The organism is Methylobacterium sp. UNC378MF (genome assembly GCF_900103195.1).
In the GTDB taxonomy this organism is placed as follows: Bacteria; Pseudomonadota; Alphaproteobacteria; order Rhizobiales; family Beijerinckiaceae; genus Methylobacterium.
In genome coordinates this window covers 1-18,557 of record NZ_FMWU01000052.1, presented here as the reverse complement: position 1 = coordinate 18,557, position 18,557 = coordinate 1, and the positions used below count along the sequence as shown (strand labels likewise).

Annotated in this window: 22 protein-coding genes; 6 read left to right on the top strand and 16 right to left on the bottom strand. The window is 70.2% G+C overall.

Features of this window, described 5'->3' with window-relative positions:
- Window positions 1–217: 217 nt before the first annotated feature.
- A complete protein-coding gene (locus tag BLT59_RS29540; protein WP_091789575.1) occupies window positions 218–739 on the bottom strand; it encodes a DUF2244 domain-containing protein in 522 nt (173 codons plus the stop codon).
- Between the two features lie 20 nt (window positions 740–759).
- On the opposite strand from BLT59_RS29540, the gene nth reads away from it, so the two are divergent.
- Window positions 760–1,563 (top strand): endonuclease III, encoded by an 804-nt coding sequence (gene nth / locus BLT59_RS29535; protein ID WP_244514201.1) that lies wholly within the window; start codon window positions 760–762, stop codon window positions 1,561–1,563.
- Between the two features lie 230 nt (window positions 1,564–1,793).
- On the top strand, window positions 1,794–2,588 hold the full coding sequence (gene purC, locus BLT59_RS29530; RefSeq protein WP_091789573.1) for a phosphoribosylaminoimidazolesuccinocarboxamide synthase: 795 nt from the start codon (window positions 1,794–1,796) through the stop codon (window positions 2,586–2,588).
- Between the two features lie 5 nt (window positions 2,589–2,593).
- Here the strand turns inward: purC and BLT59_RS29525 are convergent, their stop codons facing one another.
- The 4 genes from BLT59_RS29525 to BLT59_RS29510 all read right to left on the bottom strand — a co-directional run bounded on the left by BLT59_RS29525 (window position 2,594) and on the right by BLT59_RS29510 (window position 7,440).
- A complete protein-coding gene (locus BLT59_RS29525; RefSeq protein WP_091789570.1) occupies window positions 2,594–4,219 on the bottom strand; it encodes a glycosyltransferase in 1,626 nt (541 codons plus the stop codon).
- The gene (locus BLT59_RS29520; RefSeq protein ID WP_091789578.1) at window positions 4,216–6,126 is read right to left on the bottom strand and encodes a glycosyltransferase; all 1,911 of its coding nucleotides are present in this window, start codon (window positions 6,124–6,126) and stop codon (window positions 4,216–4,218) included. Before BLT59_RS29520 ends, BLT59_RS29525 begins: the two co-directional genes overlap by 4 nt.
- A 127-nt stretch (window positions 6,127–6,253) precedes the next feature.
- Entirely contained in the window at window positions 6,254–6,928 is a 675-nt protein-coding gene (locus tag BLT59_RS29515) for a hypothetical protein (protein WP_091789581.1), read from the bottom strand.
- A 23-nt stretch (window positions 6,929–6,951) separates the two neighbouring features.
- The gene (locus BLT59_RS29510; protein ID WP_244514202.1) at window positions 6,952–7,440 is read right to left on the bottom strand and encodes an invasion associated locus B family protein; all 489 of its coding nucleotides are present in this window, start codon (window positions 7,438–7,440) and stop codon (window positions 6,952–6,954) included.
- 243 nt (window positions 7,441–7,683) lie between these two features.
- On the opposite strand from BLT59_RS29510, the gene BLT59_RS29505 reads away from it, so the two are divergent.
- Complete coding sequence (locus BLT59_RS29505) at window positions 7,684–8,058, top strand: hypothetical protein (protein ID WP_091789564.1); 375 nt, start codon at window positions 7,684–7,686, stop codon at window positions 8,056–8,058.
- A gap of 31 nt (window positions 8,059–8,089) precedes the next feature.
- Here the strand turns inward: BLT59_RS29505 and BLT59_RS29500 are convergent, their stop codons facing one another.
- The 3 genes from BLT59_RS29500 to BLT59_RS29490 form a co-directional block, all read right to left on the bottom strand.
- The gene (locus BLT59_RS29500) at window positions 8,090–8,824 is read right to left on the bottom strand and encodes a M48 family metallopeptidase (protein WP_091789561.1); all 735 of its coding nucleotides are present in this window, start codon (window positions 8,822–8,824) and stop codon (window positions 8,090–8,092) included.
- 63 nt (window positions 8,825–8,887) lie between these two features.
- Window positions 8,888–9,439: an A24 family peptidase gene (locus BLT59_RS29495; protein ID WP_175544172.1), complete on the bottom strand. Its 552-nt coding sequence runs from the start codon at window positions 9,437–9,439 to the stop codon at window positions 8,888–8,890.
- Window positions 9,440–9,587: 148 nt separating this feature from the next.
- Complete coding sequence (locus BLT59_RS29490; protein ID WP_091789554.1) at window positions 9,588–9,752, bottom strand: Flp family type IVb pilin; 165 nt, start codon at window positions 9,750–9,752, stop codon at window positions 9,588–9,590.
- A gap of 298 nt (window positions 9,753–10,050) precedes the next feature.
- Between BLT59_RS29490 and BLT59_RS29485 the strand changes: the two genes are divergently transcribed.
- The 3 genes from BLT59_RS29485 (at window position 10,051) to BLT59_RS29475 (ending at window position 12,116) form a co-directional block, all read left to right on the top strand.
- Window positions 10,051–10,545 (top strand): pilus assembly protein N-terminal domain-containing protein, encoded by a 495-nt coding sequence (locus BLT59_RS29485; protein WP_091789551.1) that lies wholly within the window; start codon window positions 10,051–10,053, stop codon window positions 10,543–10,545.
- A 119-nt stretch (window positions 10,546–10,664) separates the two neighbouring features.
- Window positions 10,665–11,312 carry an RraA family protein gene (locus BLT59_RS29480; protein WP_091789548.1) on the top strand — a complete coding sequence of 216 codons (648 nt, stop codon included), beginning with the start codon at window positions 10,665–10,667 and terminating at the stop codon, window positions 11,310–11,312.
- 129 nt (window positions 11,313–11,441) lie between these two features.
- Complete coding sequence (locus tag BLT59_RS29475; protein ID WP_091789545.1) at window positions 11,442–12,116, top strand: metallophosphoesterase family protein; 675 nt, start codon at window positions 11,442–11,444, stop codon at window positions 12,114–12,116.
- Between the two features lie 65 nt (window positions 12,117–12,181).
- Here BLT59_RS29475 and BLT59_RS29470 read toward each other — a convergent pair whose 3' ends face one another.
- The 8 genes from BLT59_RS29470 to BLT59_RS29435 all read right to left on the bottom strand — a co-directional run.
- Complete coding sequence (locus tag BLT59_RS29470; RefSeq protein WP_091789542.1) at window positions 12,182–12,565, bottom strand: DUF423 domain-containing protein; 384 nt, start codon at window positions 12,563–12,565, stop codon at window positions 12,182–12,184.
- A complete protein-coding gene (yihA, locus tag BLT59_RS29465) occupies window positions 12,562–13,215 on the bottom strand; it encodes a ribosome biogenesis GTP-binding protein YihA/YsxC (RefSeq protein WP_091789539.1) in 654 nt (217 codons plus the stop codon). Before yihA ends, BLT59_RS29470 begins: the two co-directional genes overlap by 4 nt.
- A gap of 13 nt (window positions 13,216–13,228) precedes the next feature.
- Window positions 13,229–15,079 (bottom strand): membrane protein insertase YidC, encoded by a 1,851-nt coding sequence (gene yidC, locus BLT59_RS29460; RefSeq protein WP_091789536.1) that lies wholly within the window; start codon window positions 15,077–15,079, stop codon window positions 13,229–13,231.
- Entirely contained in the window at window positions 15,069–15,674 is a 606-nt protein-coding gene (gene rnpA, locus BLT59_RS29455) for a ribonuclease P protein component (RefSeq protein ID WP_091789533.1), read from the bottom strand. The genes yidC and rnpA overlap by 11 nt, the downstream gene beginning before the upstream one ends.
- Before the next feature lie 79 nt (window positions 15,675–15,753).
- A complete protein-coding gene (gene rpmH, locus BLT59_RS29450) occupies window positions 15,754–15,888 on the bottom strand; it encodes a 50S ribosomal protein L34 (RefSeq protein ID WP_007558110.1) in 135 nt (44 codons plus the stop codon).
- Between the two features lie 169 nt (window positions 15,889–16,057).
- A complete protein-coding gene (locus tag BLT59_RS29445) occupies window positions 16,058–16,603 on the bottom strand; it encodes an adenine phosphoribosyltransferase (protein WP_091789530.1) in 546 nt (181 codons plus the stop codon).
- A 230-nt stretch (window positions 16,604–16,833) separates the two neighbouring features.
- Window positions 16,834–17,631, bottom strand: a complete 798-nt coding sequence (locus tag BLT59_RS29440) for an inositol monophosphatase family protein (RefSeq protein ID WP_175544171.1) — start codon at window positions 17,629–17,631, stop codon at window positions 16,834–16,836.
- Window positions 17,632–17,967: 336 nt separating this feature from the next.
- Window positions 17,968–18,557, bottom strand: a 590-nt coding sequence (locus BLT59_RS29435; RefSeq protein WP_139174152.1) for an aminotransferase class I/II-fold pyridoxal phosphate-dependent enzyme, incomplete at its 5' end; no start/stop codon positions are given.

Below are 18,557 nucleotides of genomic sequence, written 5' to 3'. Positions count from 1 at the left end.
CGTCCGGCTGCTTCGCCGGCCAGTCCCGCCGCTTGTCAGAAGATGGCTCAGCGCCCGGTCCACTTCCGCGGCCGGCGCCGATGAACCGGGGTATACGGCCACCCTCACGCCCCGTCAACAGGGCTGTTGCGGTGCGAAGCGATTTTTCTGTCGCAGGGTCGCGACGGGCGTGTGACGCCCTGCCGGGAGATCGCTGGGCCGTCCCGACGCGGGTGTGTCAGTAGCCCTTCTTCACCTGCGCCAGCGCCGTGGTCAGCCCGAGGGCGATGCGGGCCCGCTCGTCCGGTCCCGCATCGCGGGCGACGAGGGCCTGCTGCCGGCGCGAGACCAGCGTCAGGCGCTGGAGGCCGTACTCGTCGTCCTCGACGGTCTCGATCTTCGTCCAGAGGGGATTGAACCGCCACTCACGCCGCTCGCCCCGGTGGCTGACCCGCGCGAGCAGGATCTCGATCTGGGAGATCATCACCTCCTCGAAGGAGCGCCCGCGGCGGAAGCTCACCTTTAGCGCGGCGTAGATCGCCAGCATATCGAGGCCGAAAAAGCCGGCGACCGGCCAGAACCCCATCCGCCACGCCCACACCGAAACGGTGAGGGAGACCGCGCAGCAGCCGGTCATCACCACCCGGAAGCCGCGTCGGCTGAGGGATTGATGCGGCCGGATCGTCGCCGCGAAGACAGGCCGGTCGATCGTGTCCGGATCGAGCCCGTACGGATGGACGGAAGGATTGCCGCTCGCCATGCGATCCATATAACGCGCCGATGCCAGCCAGAAAGACTCCCCCTCCCGTGACGGATCGCGCCGGCCGCGGTGCGACGGCGCGGGCGACAGCGCGATCCGGATCCGCGACGAAGAGCGCCGCCTCGGCGCGCCTCGGTGCCTCGATCACGCCAGCCCTGTCGGCCGCCGTGGAGACCGCCCCGGAGGCCGTGGATCGCGCGACGCTGACGGAGATCTTCCGCCGCTTCCACGCCGCCGAGCCGGTGCCGAAGGGCGAGCTCCACTACGTCAACCCCTTCACGCTCCTCGTGGCCGTTGTGCTCTCGGCCCAGGCGACCGACCGTGGCGTCAACCTCGCCACCGGCCCGCTCTTCGCCGTCGCCGACACCCCGGAGAAGATGCTGGCGCTCGGCGAGGACCGGGTCCGCGACTTCGTCCGAACGATCGGGCTGTTCAACACCAAGGCGAAGAATGTCGTGGCGCTCTCGCGTATCCTCGTGGAGGAGCATGGCGGCGCGGTGCCGGCGAGCCTGGACGCGCTCCAGGTGCTGCCCGGGGTCGGCGCCAAGACCGCGAGCGTCGTGCTGAACATCGCCTTCGGCGTTCCACGGATCGCCGTCGACACCCACATCTTCCGGGTCTCGAACCGGATCCCGCTGTTCGTCGGCGCGACCACCGACAAGGTCCAGGCCGGGCTCGAGGCGATCGTGCCGGAACCCTACCGCCTGCATGCCCATCACTGGCTGATCCTGCACGGTCGCTACACCTGCAAGGCGCGTAAGCCCGAATGCCCGCGCTGCCTCATCGCCGACCTGTGCCGCTACCCGTCCAAGACGACGGCGTAACAGGCCGATTCCGGACGCCGGCGGGACCGCAAACCCCGTTCCGGCCACGTCCGGACCGGCCTCCGCAATCCCGCCCTGCGGGCTAACGCGTTGTGCTGGAAGCCCGCTTCCGCTAGTTTGGCGGCCGGTCGCCGGGGCCCTCGGGCAGAGGCCGTCCGGCGGCCCGACCTCGCGTCCGGTCGCCGCGCCGCGGATTCCTCCCAATCGTCGCGCATCAGGAGCCTCGGCCCATGGACTTCCTCAAACCACGGTACACGCCTATGAACCGCCGCCGTCGCATCTACGAGGGCAAGGCGAAGGTCCTCTACGAGGGGCCGGAGCCCGGCACGCTCATCCAGCACTTCAAGGATGACGCGACGGCCTTCAACGCGAAGAAGCACGAGGTCATCGACGGCAAGGGCGTGCTGAACAACCGGATCTCCGAGTTCGTCTTCCAGCACCTCAACGATATCGGCGTGCCGACACATTTCATTCGCCGGCTGAACATGCGCGAGCAGCTGATCCGCGAAGTCGAGATCATCCCCCTCGAGGTGGTGGTGCGCAACGTCGCGGCCGGCTCGCTGGCGACGCGGCTGGGCCTGGAGGAAGGCACCCAGCTGCCGCGCTCGATCATCGAGTTCTATTACAAGAACGACGCACTCAACGACCCGATGGTCTCCGAGGAGCATATCACCGCCTTCGGCTGGGCGACGCCCCAGGAGATCGACGACATCATGGCGCTGGCGATCCGCGTCAACGACTTCCTGTCGGGGCTCTTCCTCGGCGTCGGCATCCGGCTCGTCGACTTCAAGATCGAGACCGGCCGCCTCTGGGAAGGCGACATGATGCGCATTGTGGTGGCCGACGAGATCTCCCCGGATTCGTGCCGGCTGTGGGACATCAAATCCTCGGACAAGCTCGACAAGGACCGGTTCCGCAAGGATCTCGGCGGCCTGATCGAGGCCTACACCGAGGTCGCCAAGCGGCTCGGCATCATGTCGGAGAACGAGAAGGTCCAGGGCAGCGGCCCGCGCCTCGTCCAGTAGGCCCGTCAGGCGGGCGGGCGGCGCAAAGGCGCCGGCCCCGCCTCCGGAAAGCCCGGCCGCAGCCGGGCATGGGTCGACACGTCCGGGTCGAAACCCGGGTGATAATGGGGGTCCTGCACCAGCAGCGGCCCCCATCGCTTTTTCAGCGCCGCGATCTCGCGCGCGTGGCGGGCGCGGGCCTCCGGGGTCCAGCGGCGGCTCGCCGCCTCGCGATGGTGCAGCACCGCCCCGGGAACCAGCAGCGTCCGGTAGCCGGCCGCGTTGAGGCGCAGGCAGAGATCGACGTCGTTGAAGTCGACCGCGAAGACCGCGTCGTCGAAGCCGCCGACCGCCCGGAACTTGTCCGCCTCGACGGCCAGGCAGGCGGCGGTGACCGCCGACACCGTATGGGTGACGCGCAACGCCGCAAGGTAACCGGGGGCGTCGCCCGGGAAGTGGCGATGCCCGTGGGTGACGAGGCCGCCGGTTCCGAGCACGATCCCGCCGTGCTGGATCCGGCCCTCGCCGTCGAGGAGTTTGGCGCCCACGGCCCCGACATCCGGGCGGAGGGCTTCCCGGACCATGCGGGACAGCCAGTCGGGCTGGAAAGCCTCGACGTCGTTGTTGATGAAGACCAAGAGCCGCCCGCGGGCGCGAGCCGCCGCAGCGTTGTTCATGGCGGCGAAGTTGAACGGCCCGGGACAGGGCACGACGTGCCCCCTCCCCTCCCCCTCAAGCGCGCGCAGATAGGCGAGCGTCTCCGGCTCGCGGCTGTCGTTGTCGCAGACCAGGATCTCGGTCGACGGCCAGTCAGTGCAGCGCCGCAGGCTCTCGAGACAGGGGCGCAGGAGATCCAGGCGATCGCGCGTCGGTACGATCAGGCTGGCCAGGGGCCGGATCCCGGGAAGGGGATGCTCGACCTGCACGAGTCTGTCGGGCCCCACGGCGACCAAAGCGGCCGACCGCCCCGTTCGGTCGAGGTGACCACGGACGACCGCGTCATGGGGCGCGCGCGCGCGCCCGCCCGCCGGCGGTGCCGCCGAAGGTCCGGCGCGCCGCACCGACAGAATCGCCGGGACATGGCCGATCGCGCTGGGCCCGAAGCGCTCGGCGATCCGGAAGGCGGCCTCGGCCGGACTTCCGGGCTCGGCGGCCGGGTCGAGGGCGCCGCGCCGGCAGGCCAGAACGGGCCCGAGATAGTCGAACGCCGCGAGCCGGTCGGCATCGAAGGCCGGAGGTAGAAACGGCAGCACCGCACCGCCGGGCCGCTCCTGCACGAGGGCATCGCCATACAGGGCCTGGAGGCCGGGCTCGGCGGCGAAGACGGCGGCGATCCGCTCGGCTGCGCCGCGCACGAGGATGCCGTCGCCGATCAGACGGACCGCATCGGCCTCACCGGCCGATGCCGACGGGAAGCGGTCGAGAATCACGGGCGGCAGGCCGAGCCGGTGGTCGATGCCGATCAGGGCCGCGAGCGCTTGCCGGGCACGCAGCCGCTTTCCCATGAGCCGGGCCCGCACGATCGCGGCCGCAGCCCGGGGATGGGCCAGGATACGGCGCAGCGCGCCGACAAGCCCGCGCCAGGAGCGGCGCGACGATCCGAGATACGGCACACCGTCGTGGCCCGATGCGCGGCCTGACGGCGGCATCATTCCAGATCCTCGCCGAAGGTCGTGAGCGACAGGGCCGGATGGTAGAACGGGTCGTGCCGGATCACCGCGCGCCAGCGCTCGGAGAAGCGGGCCGCCTCCTGCTCGAACCGGGCGCGCTTGGCGCCGACGGATGGGCCGCGGCTGACGGATTCGAGGTGGGCCAGGGTCGCTGCCGGGGTCCAGACCGTCTTCCAGCCGGCGGCGCGAAGGCGCAGGCAGAAATCCACGTCGTTGAAATCGACCGGGAAGGCCTCGGCGTCGAAGCCCCCCACCGCCAGGTATTTCTCCCGCGCGACGGCGAGGCAGGCGGCGGTCACCGCCGAGACCTCGTGCGCCACGCGCAGACGGCCGAGATGGCCCGGAGTATCACCGGGACGGCGACGCAGGATGTGCCCCGCCCGGCCGCCGAGACCCACGACGACCCCGACATGCTGCAGGGTGCCGTCGCCGTAGAGGAGCTTCGCCCCGACGGCACCGACATTCGGCCGGCAGGCCTGCCGGACCATGGCTTCGAGCCAGCCGGGCTCCAGCACGGCGACATCATTGTTGAGCAGCACCACGACCGCGCCCGACGCCACGGCTACGCCGGCATTGACCATCGCGGCGAAATTGAAGGGTTGCGGATCCATGAGGATCCGCACGCGCGGATCGCCGCGCAGCGTCGCGTAATGCTCGAGCACCGCGGGATCGGTGGATCCGTTGTCGACGATGATCAACTCGATCGACGGGTAGACCGTCTCGTGAAGCACCCCGCGGCAGACGCGGGTGATCAGGTCGAGGCGGTCGCGCGACGGGATCACGACGCTCACCAACGGTACCGGATCCGCAAGGGGCCACTCCACGCGAACGGTGCCACCGTGGATTTCGGCGCGGAGCGCCAGAGCCTGCCGGGACCGGGCGGTGTTCAGGGAAGCGGCTCGTGTGGGGGGGTCGAGGCCATCGCCGACGGTGCGGGCGAGGATCCGCGGGACATGGGCCACCCGCGCAGCGCTGGTCACCGCGGCGACCGCCACGGCCGAGGCGATTTCGGCCAGCGGGCCGGCGGGGCGCGCGAAAAACGTGGAGAGCCATGTCCCCGATAGAAGCAGCGGAAACCCCGGATACCCGGTCGCCAGGGCGAGGTCCGGGCTCCAATCCGGCTTCAGCTGCGGGCGACGGTCGGGGCCGATCGCGTCGCCGTACGCGATGTCGGCTTCCGACAGCGCATGGCCCAGGAGCGCCAGAGCCTCGGGCTCCGGAACGTCGCCGGGACGCAGCAGGCACAGGGCATCGGCGGCGCCGAGATCATCCGCAAGACAGGCAGCCTCGTCCCAGGCACGGTGGGACATCTGTCCAGCGCCCGACACGGGCGCCGCGCCCGCCCAGGCGACCCAGACCGACTCGGGGCGCAGGGTCTGTGCGGCCAGCGCGTCGCGCGTGGCCGACAGCGCCGCCGCCTCACCGGGTCGCGCGAGTAGAACACAGCGGATCCGCAGGGCAGAGGGTGCGATGCGGGCCGGTCTGGTCCGGGTGGCAGCCCAGGACGGGAACCGGCTCATCGGCGTCACCGCGCAGGCACCCCGCAGGATGTCGCGGTAGCGCCGTTCCGAGCCGCGGGCGCGCTCGTAGAGCGCGGCGACGCAGCGCCAGGGCCGGCGGAGGAGGCACTGCGCGAGCACCCCGGTCTCGCGCCGGGCGCCGACCCGCTCCAAGGTGAAATCGGCACCGGCTGAGAGGCGGATCTCCCGCGCGTCCGGTGGGATCAGCCCGAGCCAGTGGGCAAGCCCCTGCGCGGCGCCGGGCAGGACGAAGTCGTGAACGGCATCGTCCGCGCCACGCAGGACGCGGAGGATCGGGCGCTGGGGCGGTGCCGTGGGATCGCCGCTATAGCTCAGCACGATCCAGCCGACAGGGTGATCGGGGAGCACGAGCCGGCGATCGAATTCGGAATCGGCCGCCGGTTCGAGCCGGAACCGCGTCTCCCGGCCGAGCCAGAACGCGCCGCGGCTGGGTTTGGCGGTCAGTCGGGTCGGATCGCCGAGGCGCGCCGCGGCGTCACTGGGCAGCGTCGCCTCCGCCTGCGGGTGCCGCAGCGACTGCCGGTTTACGGCGGCGCGGTTTCGCGACGGGCTTCCCGCCGGCTCCCTTGCCGGCGCCGACACCCACCGCGATGTCGTAATCGGCCGTCATCGCGGCCGGGACCTGAAGCTCGTCCGCCACGATCGTGGCGAAGCCCTGCGCTTCACCCGGACCGACGACCACGCTGGCCCGCTCGACCCGGCTCGAAACGACCTTGCCGTTGTAGCGGATCTGGAACGTCACCGGCACATCGAACCGGCCCGGCGCCCCGGCCGGGCCGAGCAGGACGTTGACTTCGGCGCCCGCCTTGACGGTGATCGAGCCATCCTGACGCCGGGTGCATTCGCGGGCGAGACGACCGAGGGAAAACTGGGTGCGCACCGTATCGCCCGCGAGGGTGCGCGAGGCGGCGGCGCCCTCAGCGACCTCGACCGGCGGGCAATAGGGCGGCTCGAGGGTCTCGGGCTGTGACGGCGGTACCGTCGTGCCGCCGTACTTGAACAGGTTCGAGAAGATGTTGCCCTCCTCGGCCCGACACGGTGCCGCGGCGGCGAGGGACAGGAGGAGCACGATCCCGCCCAGCTGGAGCACGGCCGGCAACCGGGCGGCGCCCGGGAAGGGTGTCAGAATCCTGTCCCGATATCCGATCATCACACGGCTCCCGAGCGGCACCGTCATTTCAGGCTGTCGAACCCGGCCGCGAAGCCCTTCATCGACAGCGGGATGCCGACACCTTCCTCAGGCGTCTGGAACACGATGAAGGTAGCCTGCGTGCCGCTCTTGAACTGGCGGATCAGGCCGTCGTCCATCACGACCTCGGCCACGCACCCGGTGGTGAGGCAGCGGACGAAGCCCGCCCGGCCGATATCGGTCTGGTCGATCTTGAGGCCGAGGCCGGAGGGCAGGAGGACGCCCAGCGGCGCCACCACCCGCAGCAGGTAACCGCGATTGTCGGCCGTCTTCAGGACGATCACGACGAGCGTCAGGTTCGGGCGGTCCTCGGCGGCGAGATACTGGACGAGGGCGCATTGCTCGGCCTTCGCGCCGGCCGGCGTCTCGCAGCGCAGCTGCCAATCGTCGAAGGTCTTGCGCACCATGCCCTGAGCTGCGGCCGGCCCGGCGGGCGCGAGGGCCGCCGCCGCGAGGGCGAGGCATACCGGCAGCGCGGCGCGCCGGACGGCACGCCGGAAACGAACGAGCCTCGCGTGAAGCGGCACCACCGATCCCTTCGGAACGCTCCGGCCGAGGACCGGCGGGAGCCGTACAATCGGGCGTGTTCCGACCATGGCCGGGCCTGCGCTGTCAAGCGATGCGGGCGCGGTGTTGCCCGTCGGCGCTACCCGCGCGGGTCTCATAGGCTTAGATAGAGTCCCGACACTCCTCCAGCGCCGGATCCTGATGCCGTGATGCGCCCGCTCACTCTCTCGGCCGCCTGCTTGATGGCCACCCTCGCGCAGGCCGGGGCCCAGTCCCTGCCGGTCGGAGAGACCACCTATATCGAGCGCTCGCTCAACCACACCGACACGCTGGTGGTCGAGCATCCGCCCGTGGCGGTGAACCCGTACGGCCGGCGCAACGGGCAGGCGGCGATCGCCGGCTATTGCCGGGACGGCGGCCTGGTCCGGCGGCGTGACGCGTTCGGCAATCCCGTGATCATCCGCCAGCGGGAGATCTGCGACAGCGTCGCACCGCGCACCCTCAATCCCGGCGAGGTCGATCCCCGCCCGAGCTGGCCGGCGGACGCCGTGGCGCGTCAGCGGGTGCTCCGCGCCAAGGGCTGACGCGGGACCGGCCCCTTCCAAGTCTGACGGCTCAGCCGTAGCGATGCAGGCCAGTGCCGTGGCGCTTGAGCCAGGCTTCGGCGGCGTCTGTGTTCGGGCAGAGCCCGTGAACGAGCGACCAGAAGCGGGGAGAGTGGTTCATCTCGCGCAGATGGGCCATCTCGTGCGCGACCAGATAGTCGAGCACCATCGGTGGTGCGAGGATCAGGCGCCACGAGAAGTTCAGCTCGCCGCGGGCCGTGCAGGATCCCCACCGGCTGCGGGTGTCGCGCAGCGTGACGCGGACCGGCCGCTGCCCGAGCGGGGCCGCATAACGCTCGATCGCCTCGGCGAGGTCGCGCTTCGCCTCCCGGGCCAGGAAGTCGCGGACCCGGCGCGACACATGGGCTGCGTCGCAGGAAACCGAGATCACCGGCTCACCGTCCAGGCACTCGACGCGGACCGGACCGCTGCGGGTGTCGCGTTGGCTGATACGGTGGACCTCGCCGCGGAACGGCAGGCTGGCCCCGGGTGCGAATGCGACCCGGGCGGGCACGCGGGCCAGGCGCGCCGCGATCCAGCCGGCATGGCTCGCCGCGAAACGCTGGGCGGTGTTGATCGCGGTGCGGCTCGGCAGGGTGATCACCGCCTCGCCTGTGGCGGCCGAGACGCGCAGGGTGATGCGGCGCGCGGTCGGCCGCCGACGGAGGGCGATCCGGAGGCTGGCCCCCTCGTGCTGGACCTCAAGATGATCGGGATCGGGGCGACGCAGCAGCGCGAGGGGCATTCGCGACTTTTAGCTGGGCCGGGCTCGAGGCTCCAGATCCCACGCCCCTGAATCGCGGCAGACTCAGCCGGCGAGGGCCCGGGTCCAGACGTCGGTCTCGGGCAAGACGAGGAGAGCGGCACCCGCCAGGGCGATCCCGTACGGGATCCCGGTCTTGGCGTCGTGCAGATGCAGGGCGAAGGGCATACGCGCGATCCGGACGGGGAGCGGGTGCGTCCGCGCGAACAGGATCCCCAGCGTCAGGGCCCCGCCGAACAAGGAGGCCACGAGCAGGTAGTCGCCGAGGCCGTCGAAACCCAGCCACAGCGCCGTGGCGGCCGCGAGTTTCGCATCGCCGCCGCCGATGACGCCGAAGGCAAACAGCGTGAAGGTGACGAGGAGAACGACCGCTCCGGCGCCGCAATGGAAGCCGATCTCGGCCCAGCTCATCGGGCCCGTCAGGGCCAGGAGCGCGAACCCCGCCACGAGACCGAGGGAGATCCGGTTCGGGATCAACATGGTCAGCAGATCGCTGGCGGCCGCGTAAGCCATCAGAAAGGGAAACAGGATCAGCAGGCCGAATCCTGCTGGCCCCAGACCCGTCAGGCCCAGGCTTGCCGTCGCTGAACCGACCATCTCGGCGCCCATCTCGTCGAAGCCTGTCGCGTCACGGGGAACTGATCCGCCGACGACGATCCCGGCCGGCCGAGACTGCCCCGCCTCTCTCCAAGTCTCGGGGAGAGCCGGAGTGTCTCGAACCTGCCGCAGATCAGACTCGTCCTGATCAGTTCAGGTTGCCGGAGATCTGGCTGAACTTGCTGGTCAGGTTGCTGCCGACGGTCTTCAGCGCGGTGATGATCGCCACGGCGATGAGAGCCGCGATCATCCCGTACTCGATCGCGGTGGCACCCGACTCGTCCGAGGCGAAGCGCGTGAACAGGGTCTTCATGGATGGTGATCCTTCGATCAACATAGAGCGAGAGAAAACTAACGCGATGACCGATGAAGAATTTTCAGCTCTCGATCGGCGGCCTACACAGACTGCCGATTACGCCTTGAAAATCGGTTAAATCGATCCCGGAATGCCCTACAATGCCGTCTCGCTGCGGGCTTGGTGAAGGCTTAGTTTCATCGATACGGCACAGGACGGCGATAAGGTCTTGCTTAGCGCTTCCTTCACCGGTTGTGCGATAGCCTCGGGCTTCGGGCTGGATACCCTGCGCCGCCCGCCGTCTTGAGGAAATCCGATGCGCCGCATCCTGTCGATCGCGGGCCGAGCCGGCTTCGTCGTCCTGCTGACGGGCGCCGCCGCGGCGGCCGGGCAACCCGAAATCCTGCCCGTCGTGACCATTCTCGTGGACAATGCCAAGGTTCTCCGCCTTCCGGAGAAAACATCGACCATCATCGTGGGAAATCCGATCATCGCCGAAGTGACGCCGCAGAAGAACGGCGTCCTCGTGCTCACCGGCAAGAGCTTCGGCTCGACCAATCTGATCGCCCTCGACAGTGGCGGCGCCATGATCGCCGAGACGACCATCCGGGTCGAGGCGTCTCGGGATTCGACCATTACGGTGCAACGCGGTCTCGACCGGGAATCCCTCTCCTGCACGCCGAGCTGCCAGCCTTCGGTGCAGCTCGGCGATTCCGCGACCTATTTCGGCACGACCAGCGGACAGGCCGATACCCGTCGCAAGCTCGCCACCGGCGGCGGTGCGGGAACAGTTCCGGCCGCCGAGCACTGACGGAGCTCGAATCCTGTCGCGACATCGGGCACGGCGTGGGGCAGGATCCGGCGGCCCCGCCGATTCGCCGCGACGGCGCGAGGGCGCGAGGGCGACGACAGAGGGAGACGTCGCAGCCGATGTCCGCCATCACGCGCAACCCGCCGCCCCCCTCCGTCGATCCGGACGTGCTGGCTGCCTTCCGAGACGTCGCGACGGCCACGATCAGCGATTGCTTGGCACGGATGCCGGTCCTGGCCGGTCTGCGGCCGTTCCATAGGGGCGGCCCGCTTCTCGGCACGGCCGTCACGGTCCGGGTCCGGGCCGGCGACAACCTGGCCGTCCATCAGGCCCTGGAGGAGGTCCGACCCGGCGACGTGATCGTCGTCGATGGCGGCGGCGATACGAGCCGGGCTCTCGTCGGCGACATCATGAAGGCCATCGCCGAGAGCCGGGGTGCGGCCGGTTTCGTGATCGACGGCGCCGTGCGCGACACCGCGGCCTTCGCGGCCTCGGACTTCCCCTGCTACGCCCGCGCCGCGACTCCGCGCGGCCCGTTCAAGACCGGCCCCGGCGCGATCAACGTTCCGGTCTGCATGGGCGGCTGGACGGTGAACCCGGGAGACCTGGTGGTCGGCGACGCTGACGGCGTCGTGACCGTTCCGGCCGGCGATGCGGCCGATCTGCTCGAAGCCGTGCGGGCGCAGGCGGCGCGTGAGGAGGAGGTTCTCGCCCAGATCCGGGCCGGCCGCTACGACGGCCGCTACGCCCGGGTGGCGAAGGACTGACCGCCCGGGCGGGCTCGGGCAGGGCGGCCGGGAACATCGGCATCGCGAAGGTGGGGCTGCGGAGCCGCAGGGAGCCCCACCCGTCCAGCCGGCCTTGCGGAGACCGGCAGCTCGGTGGACGATGGCGCCATGGATTCCGGCTCCCTCACCTATGCCATCGGCGACGTCCACGGCTGCGCCGCCCTCCTCGACGCGCTGCTGGAGCGGATCGCCGACCATGCCGGTGACCGGGCCCACCGCCTCGTCTTCCTCGGGGATTACATCGACCGCGGCCCGGACAGCGCCGCGGTGCTGCGCACCGTCAGCCGCCTGAACTGGGCCGAGCCCGAGCGTGTCGTCTGCCTGATGGGCAATCACGAGCGGATGCTGCTCGACGCGCTCCAGACCCGCAGCGCCGCAGCGCACTGGATGTACAATGGCGGCGAGGCGACGCTCGACTCCTTCGGCGCACGGGATCCCGCCGGCCTACCGCGGGACACCCTGGACTGGATCGAGGCCTTGCCGACGCTCCACGGTGACGGCGCCCGGTGGTACGTGCATGCCGGCCTGCGGCCGGGCTCCGAGGCGCGCGAGTCGGATGCGCATGACCGCCTGTGGATCCGCGAGCCGTTCCTCGAGGGCGACCACGATTTCGGGCGGCACGTGGTCCACGGACACACGCCGCAGCGCAGCGGACGCCCGGAGGTGCGCCGGTACCGCACCAATCTCGACACCGCGGCCGTCTACGGCGGCGCGCTCACCGCCGGCATCTTCTCGGAAGCGCAGGGACCGGCTCTGGAGTTCCTGCAGGTGCTGGCCGGGTAAGGCGCAACGCTCGCAGAGACCGGCATTACGCAGGGACGATGGGAGGCCTCCCGGCCTAGACCCCGTCAGGCGCCGCGTCGCGCCGGTATGACCGCGCACAGGATCCCGGCGAGCCACCCGGCCATCAGGGCGAAGCCGCCCGTCGGTGCGGCCATCGGGAAGAGCGGGTGCTGGAGCCACGTCCGCACCGAGAGGTCGCCGCAGAACAGGATCAGCCCCAGGACCAGCAACCCCGCCGCGATCCGGGCAAGACCGGTCCGGGCGAGGCCGGCGGCGCTCAAGCCGATCAGCGCCAGAATCGCGGGGGCGTGGAACAGCAGGAACTGCGCCGCCGTCTTCAGCGAATCAGCCCCGGGGATATGCGCGGCGGCGGCGCTCAGCGCGACGCCGAGCAGTCCGGCGAGGCAGGCGAGCGCCGCGAGGGGGCGGTCGAAGCCCGTGCCCCTCACGCGCCACGTTCCACCAGGAGCTTGGCGATCGCCGCCCGCAGTTCCGGCACGCCGGCATCATCCCGGCTCGAGGTGAGGATCACCTGCGGATAGGCGGCGGGACGCTTGGCAAGCCCCGCCTCGATCCCGGCGATCCGGCTCGCGACCTCGCCCTTCTTGAGGGAATCGCCCTTGGTCAGCACGACCTGATAGCTCACGGCGGCCTTGTCGAGGCCGTCGAGCACGTCGGTGTCGATCGACTTGAAGCCGTGCCGGGCGTCGATGAGCATGAACACGCGGGCGAGGCTGGCGCGGCCCTTGAGGTAAGAGTGGATCAGCCGGGTCCAGGCCTCGACCTTGGCCTTCTCGACGGCCGCATAGCCGTAGCCGGGCATGTCGACGAGCGACAGGCGCTCGCCGATCCGGAAGAAGTTGAGCTGCTGCGTCCGCCCGGGCGTGTGCGAGGTCCGCGCCAGGGTGTTGCGCCCGGTGAGCGCGTTGATCAGGCTCGACTTGCCGACATTCGAGCGGCCCGCGAAGGCGATCTCGACGCCGTCCATGGGCGGCAGGCGGTCGAGGGTCTGGGCAGCCGCGTAGAAATCGGCGGCGCCGGCAAAGAGCAGGCGGCCGGCCTCCAGGAGGTCGGCCGCGTCGTCGTTGGTCTCAGTCACGGCAAACCGCCTGTCAGCTCTTGGTAGCGGCCGTCTTGGTGCCGTTGCCGCGCCGGAACGTCGATCGCAGGTTGTCCCACAACTCCACCTTCACGCCGTTCCGGCGCATGATGACGTATTGCTGGATTACCGACAGCGTGTTGTTCCAGGCCCAGTAGATCACCAGGCCGGCGGGGAACGAGCCCAGCATGAAGGTGAACACGATCGGCATGAAGGTGAAGATCTGCGCCTGGACCGGGTCCGGCGGCGCGGGGTTCATCTTCATCTGCACGAACATGGTCACGCCCATGATCAGCGGCCAGACGCCTAGATGGACGAAGTCGGGCGCCGGGAAGGGCAGCAGGCCGAACAGGTTCACGATGCTCGTCGGATCCGGCGCCGCGAGGTCGTGGATCCAGCCGAAGAACGGCGCGTGGCGCATCTCGATGGTGATGAACAGGACCTTATAGAGCGCGAAGAAGACCGGGATCTGGATCAGCACCGGCCAGCAGCCGGCGACCGGATTGATCTTCTCCTTCTTGTACAGCTCCATCGTGGCCTGCTGCGCCTTCAGGCGGTCGTCCTTGTAGCGCTCGCGGATGGCGGCCATCTCGGGCTGCACGGCCTTCATCTTGGCCATGGACACGTAGGACCTATTCGCGATCGGCAGGAACAGCAGCTTCAGGCAGAAGGTCACCACCAGGATCGAGACGCCGAAATTGCCGAACAGATGGTAGAAGAAGTCCAGCGCCCGGAACATCGGCTTGGTGATGAAGAAGAACCAGCCCCAGTCGATCATCAGATCGAAGTGCTTGATGCCGAGGTCCTTCTCGTAATTGTTGATGACATTGACTTCCTTGGCGCCCGCAAACAGCCGCTGCGTCGCGGTGGCCGAGGCGCCCGCCGCCAGGTTCACGGCGTCGCCGCGCACGCTCGCCTGATAGACGTTGGTGGTGCCGTCGGTGCGGTCGGTGAAGGCGCCGGTATAGGGCGTCTCCTGATCGGGGATCGCGGCGGCCGCCCAGTATTTGTCGGTGATGCCGACGAAGCCGCCGGTCACGCCGGTCCAGGCGTGGCCCTTGGTGTTGGCACCGCCATAGGCGCCCTCCTTGGCGAGCTTGTCGTAGGTGAATTCCTGCAGGCCGTCGTTGCCGAGGTAGCCGATCATGCCCTCGTGCAGGACGTAGTAGCCCTGGGTATGCGGTTTACCCCAACGGGAGACGAGGCTGTACGGGTAGAGCGTCACCGCGCCCGAGCCCTTGTTCTCGACCTCCTCGCGGACCGTGAACATGTACTTGTCGTCGACCGCGACGATCCGTTTGAAGACGAGGCCGGCGCCGTTGTCCCAGGTCAGGGTCACGGGCATGCCGGGGGAGAGCGTCTTGCCGTCGCTGGTCCAGAGCGTGTCGTTCGTGGGCAGCGGCCCGGCATTGGCGCCGACCCAGCCGAACTCGGCGTAGTAGGGCGTCTCGCTGCCGGCCGGCGAGAACAGCACGATCTCGGGGCTCTTGGGATCGACGGTCTCGCGATAGTTCTTCAGCGAGACATCGTCGATCCGGCCGCCCTTCAGGGCAATCGAGCCCGAGAGCGCCGGGGTCTCGATGCGGATCCGCGGCGAGCGGGCGAGCGCCGCCTCGCGGGAGATTGGACCACCCTGCGCGGTCGGCAGCGTGCCGGGCACCGGCGCCGCCGGGCCGCCCTCCTTCGGCGACGGCGAGGGCACGCCGTCCGGGGTCACGCCCGGGGGCTGCTGGGCGGCCTTGTTCTGCGCCTCGATCAGCCGCTGCTGCTCCATGCGCGGGCCGGCCACGAAGTACTGCCACCCGAGCAGCACCAGCAGCGACAGGCCGATGGCCACGAACATGTTCGTCTTGTCATTGCCCATCAGGGACACCGCCGCACGCGTTCGGAGTGGCATCAGGACCGGCACCGGCCCCGCGGGACCTGTCTGCGCCGGTGATTCGGTGATCTCTGTCGCACCCCTGCGCCGGGCCGATGTCGGCGCCGCCGGAGGGCTCGGGCTGCGCGGAGGCTGCGCCCGCATCGTGCTGGAGAGATGAGGTTGGCGCTGCGGTCTTGGACCGCCGGCCGCCGGGTCGACCGGGTGGCCTGTCGCCGCGGGGTGCCGCGGGACGGGTGACCGCCGGGATCGCGCGCCGCAGATCCTCGGCCAGGGCCTCGAAGGAGGCGTCCAGCGCCGGGCGCCGGGCAATCAGCACGATGTCGGCCGGGAGGCTGGCGAGTTCGCCCGGCAGATCGGACGCGACCAGCCCGATGGCCGCACGGAGGCGGCGCCGGATCCGGTTGCGTTCCGTCGCGTGGCCGACGCGCTTCGTGATGGTGAACCCGAGACGGAGGCCGGGGCTGGCCTCCGGGGTGCGGAGGCGCCCCTGCGCGGTCATGCGCTCGGTGTGAAAGCGACGCCCCTCGGCCGCAGCCAGGAAGTCGGGTCGTTTCTTGAGCCGCTCGATCGTCGCCATCGATGGTTCGATCCCGGCCGACACCACTTGCCTCGCGGCGCGGATGCCCGAAGGCGTCCGCGCCCGAGAGGATCCGGCCTCAGGCCGACAGGCGCTTGCGGCCGTGGGCGCGACGGCGCGCGATCACCTTGCGGCCGCCGGCGGTGGCCATGCGCGCACGGAAACCGTGGCGGCGCTTACGGACGAGCTTGCTCGGCTGGTAGGTTCTCTTCATGGCTCAGAGCCTTCAAAGGTCGAGGCGCGCTCGCGGGCGGCTGATGCCGCACCCGACCTTCACGCGTCCTTGGTTGTCTGCAAACACGAAGGGCGCCCATGCGGGGCGCCACGTCGCGAGTGGCGGGCTTATGGCGGATGGGTCCCGCGAAGTCAACGTTTCGACGGTCTCAATGACCCTCGAACTGCATCAGGGTGCGCACCTCGACGCCCATGTCGCGCAGGCGCTGCGCGCCGCCGATCTCGGGGAGGTCGATGACGAAGCAGGCGGCCACGATCTCGGCGCCGATCTTCTGCAGCAGGTTCACGGCTGCGATCGCGGTGCCGCCGGTGGCGATCAGGTCGTCGACCAGCAGCACCTTGTCGCCCGGCCTGACCGCGTCGACGTGGATCTCGATCTCGTCGGTCCCGTATTCGAGGGCATAGGCCATCGACACGGTCTTGTGGGGCAGCTTGCCCTTCTTGCGGATCGGCACGAAGCCGCAGGAGAGCTGGTGGGCGATGGCCCCGCCCAGGATGAAGCCCCGGGCCTCGATGCCGGCCACCTGGTGGATCTGCCCGCCGGCATAGGGATGGACCAGCGCGTCCACCGCCCGCCGGAAGGCGCGGGGATCGCTGAGCAGCGTGGTGATGTCGCGGAAGACGATCCCGGGTTTCGGATAGTCGGGAATCGAGCGGATCGATTCCTTCAGCGCGACGTGGCGGCGGGCTTCCATGCGTTCGGCCTTCCGTGGAGAACCGCGGGCTTAAAGCAGAAGGTTGCGGCCCTGGCCAGTTTCCGGCGGGATGCCGATCGGCTCAGGCCGCTTGCGTCCAGCGCCCGAGGCGCCGCCGTTCCGGAGCACAGCAGCCGAGCCTGGAGGCCAGAAACACCGTCGGTGCCGGATCGCCTGCTTCAGCGGCTCTGGATCCGGGCCCCGCTGCGCGGCCCCGGGCGGACCGGCGATTAGGCCGCCTGAACCTTCTTGAGGATGGCGACGAGCTCCCGGTGCAGCCCCTCGTTGCCGCAGGCCACCGAGCGGGGCGCCAGCGGCTCGGCCGCACCGTCCGCCGAGGTCACGAAGCCGCCCGCCTCGCGCACCAGGATCACGCCGGCGGCGAAATCGTAGGTCTGGAGGTCACGCTCCCAGTAGGCGTCGAGGCGCCCGCAGGCGACATAGGCCATGTCGAGGGCCGCCGAGCCCATCCGGCGGGTGCCGCCGGCCACCGCCATGACGGCGCCGAGTTCGCGCAGGAGGCGCGGATGGCTGCCGCGGCCGAGATAGGGCGTGCCGTAGCCCACCAGCGCATCCGCCATGTCCTGACGGCCGGAGACGCGCAGGCGCCGATTGTTGAGGTAGGCGCCCTTGCCACGCTCGGCGACGAACAGCTCGTCCTTGATCGGATCGAAGATCACCCCGGCGACGATATGGCCCTCGCGTTCGAGGCCCACCGAGACCGCGAAATGCGGCACGCCGTGCAGGAAGTTCGAGGTGCCGTCGAGGGGATCAATGTGCCAGGTGTGGCTCTTGTCGGTCCCCTCGATGATCCCGTTCTCCTCCTGCACGAGGCTGTAGCCCGGACGCGCCTTCATCAGGGCGTCGCGCAGCACCTCCTCGGCCTTGCGGTCGGCCGCGGAGACGAAATCGCCCGGACCTTTGCGCGAGACCTGCAGGTTCTCGACCTCGCCGTAGTCGCGGCGCAGGCCGCGGGCCGCCTTGCGTACGGCATCGACCATCACGGTCATGAGGGGTGAGGAGATCATGGTCGGACTTTTCGCAGGGAAGGGTTGGCGCCGTCGTTACAGGGCGGCGCCGGAAAAGACGAGATGGGGGCGGGACATGGGCGGGCTGCGGGCGGGACCGGCCCGGACGTGACCCCGCGGCCGATCGCCGGGCCACGGGTTCCCTCTCCCCTGTGGGAGAGGTCTGTTCTCGCAGAGAGCCGGGTGAGGGGTGTGCGGTTTCAGAACGGAACGGACCGGCACGCGCCACCGCGGCGTGCCCGATCCGGAGCGTTCCCGCCCCTTGCGCGAACGTGCTCCCGCGATGGAGAGGGGGCGTGTCGGGCCCTGTCGGCGCCGCCGGGACCGTGACGCGGCCTACTCGGCCGCCTCGACGAACACCGTGCCGGCGCGCGGCAGGTCGAGCGCTTCCCAGGTCTCGCTGAGCGCCGCGGCCAGGCGCGCAATATGGGCCGCGTCGTGGAACGGCGACGGCGTGATCCGCAGCCGCTCGGTGCCGCGCGGCACGGTCGGGTAGTTGATCGGCTGGATGTAGATGGCGTGGCGCTCCAGCAGGTGGTCGGCCGCCGCCTTGCACAGCTCGGCATCGCCGACCATCACCGGCACGATGTGGGTCTCGGTCGCCAGCACCGGCAGCCCCGCCGCGCGCAGCGCCGCCTTGGTGGCCGCCGCCTGGCGCTGATGCGCCTCCCGCTCGGCGCTCGAGCGCTTGAGGTAGCGCACCGAGGCCCGGGCCGCGGCCGCCACCGCCGGCGGCAGAGCGGTGGTGAAGATGAAGCCCGGCGCGAAGCTGCGCACCGCGTCGCAGAGCGCCGCCGAGCCGGTGATGTAGCCGCCGACGCAGCCATACCCCTTGGCCAGCGTGCCCTCGATCACGTCGACCCGGTGCATCACCCCGTCGCGCTCGGCGATGCCGCCGCCGCGCGCGCCGTAGAGGCCGACGGCAT

Coding starts and splice junctions, on each gene's coding strand:
- BLT59_RS29540 (WP_091789575.1), bottom strand. CDS start 739: ATGGCGAGCGGCAATCCTTCCGTCCATCCGTACGGGCTCGATCCGGAC.
- nth (WP_244514201.1), top strand. CDS start 760: ATGCCAGCCAGAAAGACTCCCCCTCCCGTGACGGATCGCGCCGGCCGC.
- purC (WP_091789573.1), top strand. CDS start 1,794: ATGGACTTCCTCAAACCACGGTACACGCCTATGAACCGCCGCCGTCGC.
- BLT59_RS29525 (WP_091789570.1), bottom strand. CDS start 4,219: ATGATGCCGCCGTCAGGCCGCGCATCGGGCCACGACGGTGTGCCGTAT.
- BLT59_RS29515 (WP_091789581.1), bottom strand. CDS start 6,928: ATGATCGGATATCGGGACAGGATTCTGACACCCTTCCCGGGCGCCGCC.
- BLT59_RS29505 (WP_091789564.1), top strand. CDS start 7,684: ATGCGCCCGCTCACTCTCTCGGCCGCCTGCTTGATGGCCACCCTCGCG.
- BLT59_RS29500 (WP_091789561.1), bottom strand. CDS start 8,824: ATGCCCCTCGCGCTGCTGCGTCGCCCCGATCCCGATCATCTTGAGGTC.
- BLT59_RS29495 (WP_175544172.1), bottom strand. CDS start 9,439: ATGGTCGGTTCAGCGACGGCAAGCCTGGGCCTGACGGGTCTGGGGCCA.
- BLT59_RS29490 (WP_091789554.1), bottom strand. CDS start 9,752: ATGAAGACCCTGTTCACGCGCTTCGCCTCGGACGAGTCGGGTGCCACC.
- BLT59_RS29485 (WP_091789551.1), top strand. CDS start 10,051: ATGCGCCGCATCCTGTCGATCGCGGGCCGAGCCGGCTTCGTCGTCCTG.
- BLT59_RS29480 (WP_091789548.1), top strand. CDS start 10,665: ATGTCCGCCATCACGCGCAACCCGCCGCCCCCCTCCGTCGATCCGGAC.
- BLT59_RS29475 (WP_091789545.1), top strand. CDS start 11,442: ATGGATTCCGGCTCCCTCACCTATGCCATCGGCGACGTCCACGGCTGC.
- yidC (WP_091789536.1), bottom strand. CDS start 15,079: ATGGGCAATGACAAGACGAACATGTTCGTGGCCATCGGCCTGTCGCTG.
- rnpA (WP_091789533.1), bottom strand. CDS start 15,674: ATGGCGACGATCGAGCGGCTCAAGAAACGACCCGACTTCCTGGCTGCG.
- rpmH (WP_007558110.1), bottom strand. CDS start 15,888: ATGAAGAGAACCTACCAGCCGAGCAAGCTCGTCCGTAAGCGCCGCCAC.
- BLT59_RS29445 (WP_091789530.1), bottom strand. CDS start 16,603: ATGGAAGCCCGCCGCCACGTCGCGCTGAAGGAATCGATCCGCTCGATT.
- BLT59_RS29440 (WP_175544171.1), bottom strand. CDS start 17,631: ATGATCTCCTCACCCCTCATGACCGTGATGGTCGATGCCGTACGCAAG.